Source organism: Escherichia sp. 94.0001 (assembly GCF_013369155.2).
GTDB classification, from domain to species: domain Bacteria; phylum Pseudomonadota; class Gammaproteobacteria; order Enterobacterales; family Enterobacteriaceae; genus Escherichia; species Escherichia coli_F.
This window is the reverse complement of the sequence record NZ_JABWMS020000159.1, coordinates 1-1,646: the sequence shown is the minus strand read 5'-3', so window position 1 is coordinate 1,646 and position 1,646 is coordinate 1. Positions and strand designations below refer to the sequence as shown.

4 protein-coding genes are annotated in these 1,646 nt (G+C 57.2%); all 4 read left to right on the top strand.

What is annotated here, in order from left to right; translation table 11 throughout:
* The coding region (locus tag HEN33_RS24885; protein ID WP_000000248.1) for a phage head closure protein at window positions 1-285 on the top strand (285 nt) is incomplete at its 5' end.
* Entirely contained in the window at window positions 282-728 is a 447-nt protein-coding gene (locus tag HEN33_RS24880; RefSeq protein WP_000573391.1) for an HK97-gp10 family putative phage morphogenesis protein, read from the top strand. The genes HEN33_RS24885 and HEN33_RS24880, both read left to right, overlap by 4 nt.
* Window positions 725-1,069, top strand: a complete 345-nt coding sequence (gp17, locus tag HEN33_RS24875; protein WP_000133393.1) for a tail completion protein gp17 — start codon at window positions 725-727, stop codon at window positions 1,067-1,069. The genes HEN33_RS24880 and gp17 overlap by 4 nt, the downstream gene beginning before the upstream one ends.
* Window positions 1,070-1,135: 66 nt before the next feature.
* Window positions 1,136-1,646: major tail subunit (locus HEN33_RS24870; protein WP_183083509.1), on the top strand; the 511-nt coding region annotated here is incomplete at its 3' end.

Here is a 1,646-nt window from a genome sequence, read left to right as displayed (position 1 = left end):
GCTGCCGGAGAAATGACGGAAGAATGGGTGTCATGCGGGAAAATTCATGCGGATATCCGTGGCAGGAGCAGCCGGGAGCGGATGCAGTCCGGTGCGGAAATGGCGCAGGCGGAAATCCGCATCTGGGTGCGCGGTCAGTCCGGCCGGGAAATCACGGCAGCGTCACGACTTCATGTGCTGAGTGGTCCATGGCGTGACCGGATCCTGAACGTTGTCGGGCTGCCCGTGCCGGATGCGACCGGCGGGCGTCTGGAAATTCTCTGTCGGCTGGGAGGGGAAAAATGATCGAAACCCTGCTGGATTTTTCGGGGCTGGAGGACATCAGCCGCGATTTGCAGCTTCTGAGTGGTGCGGAAAATAACCGGGTGCTGCGTGAGGCAACCCGTGCGGGTGCGAATGTGCTGAAAGAAGAAGTGGTGTCACGGGCACCGGTACGCAGGGGAAAACTGCGCCGCAATGTGGTGGTCCTTTCCCGGCGCTCCCGCGATGGCGGGATGGAATCCGGTGTCCATATCCGTGGTGTTAATCCGGACACCGGTAACAGCGATAACACCATGAAGGCGGATAACCCGCGCAATGCTTTCTACTGGCGGTTTGTGGAAATGGGGACCGTGAATATGCCACCGCACCCGTTTGTGCGCCCGGCGTTTGATGTGCGCAGTGAACAGGCAGCTCAGGTGGCGATTGCGCGGATGAACCGGGCCATTGATGAGGTACTGAGACGATGACGGAGGCGGATTTGTATCCTTATCTGGCGCATCTTGCCGGCGGGCAGGTGTACCCGTATGTGGTCCCCCTGCTGGATGGCAGGCCGTCGGTGGCGCTTCCGTGGGTGGTTTTCAGCCTGATTTCATCGGTGTCGGCGGACGTGATGGGCGGGCAGGCGGAGTCCTCAGTGTCGGTGCAGATAGACGTTTATGCCGGGACTGTGACGCAGGCGCGTCAGATACGTCAGGACGCCCGTGAAGCCATAATGCTGCTGGCCCCGGGATCCGTCAGTGAAATGCAGGACTATATTCCGGAAAACCGCTGTTACCGTGCAACCCTGGAGTTTCAGGTCACGGTGTGACTTTTTCTTTTTTTCTACAAAACCCATACCCCGCCGCGTGCGGGTTTTTTATTATCAGGAGGCAGAATGTCTGCTTTGTATGAACGCTCACAGCTGACGCAGGTGATGATTTCATCTGCCCCGGCGACTGCTGAAACCATGGATAAGGCGGAATATCTGCGCCTGGACTGCACCATCAAGGAAGTCCAGTTCACCGCCGGTCAGAAACAGGATATTGATGTGACCACGCTCTGCTCCACAGAGCAGGAGAACATCAACGGTCTGGGGGCGTCGTCTGAGATTTCCATGTCGGGTAATTTTTATCTGAATCAGGCCCAGAACGCCCTGCGTGATGCCTATGACAATGACGCGTTGTATGCGTTTAAGGTGCTGTTTCCGTCCGGTAAGGGCTTTAAGTTCCTGGCGGAAGTGCGTCAGCACACCTGGTCATCCGGTACCAACGGCGTGGTGGCAGCAACGTTTTCACTGCGTATGAAAGGCAAACCGGTGTCCTTTGTGGTACCGCTGGCGTTTGTGAAAAATCTGGAGAAGACACTTACCGTGAATACCGGTGCGCTGCTGACAATGTCAGTCAGTG

Bases quoted from the DNA above. Each gene is read 5' to 3' on its own strand.
- gp17 (WP_000133393.1), top strand. From the start codon at position 725: ATGACGGAGGCGGATTTGTATCCTTATCTGGCGCATCTTGCCGGCGGG.
- HEN33_RS24880 (WP_000573391.1), top strand. From the start codon at position 282: ATGATCGAAACCCTGCTGGATTTTTCGGGGCTGGAGGACATCAGCCGC.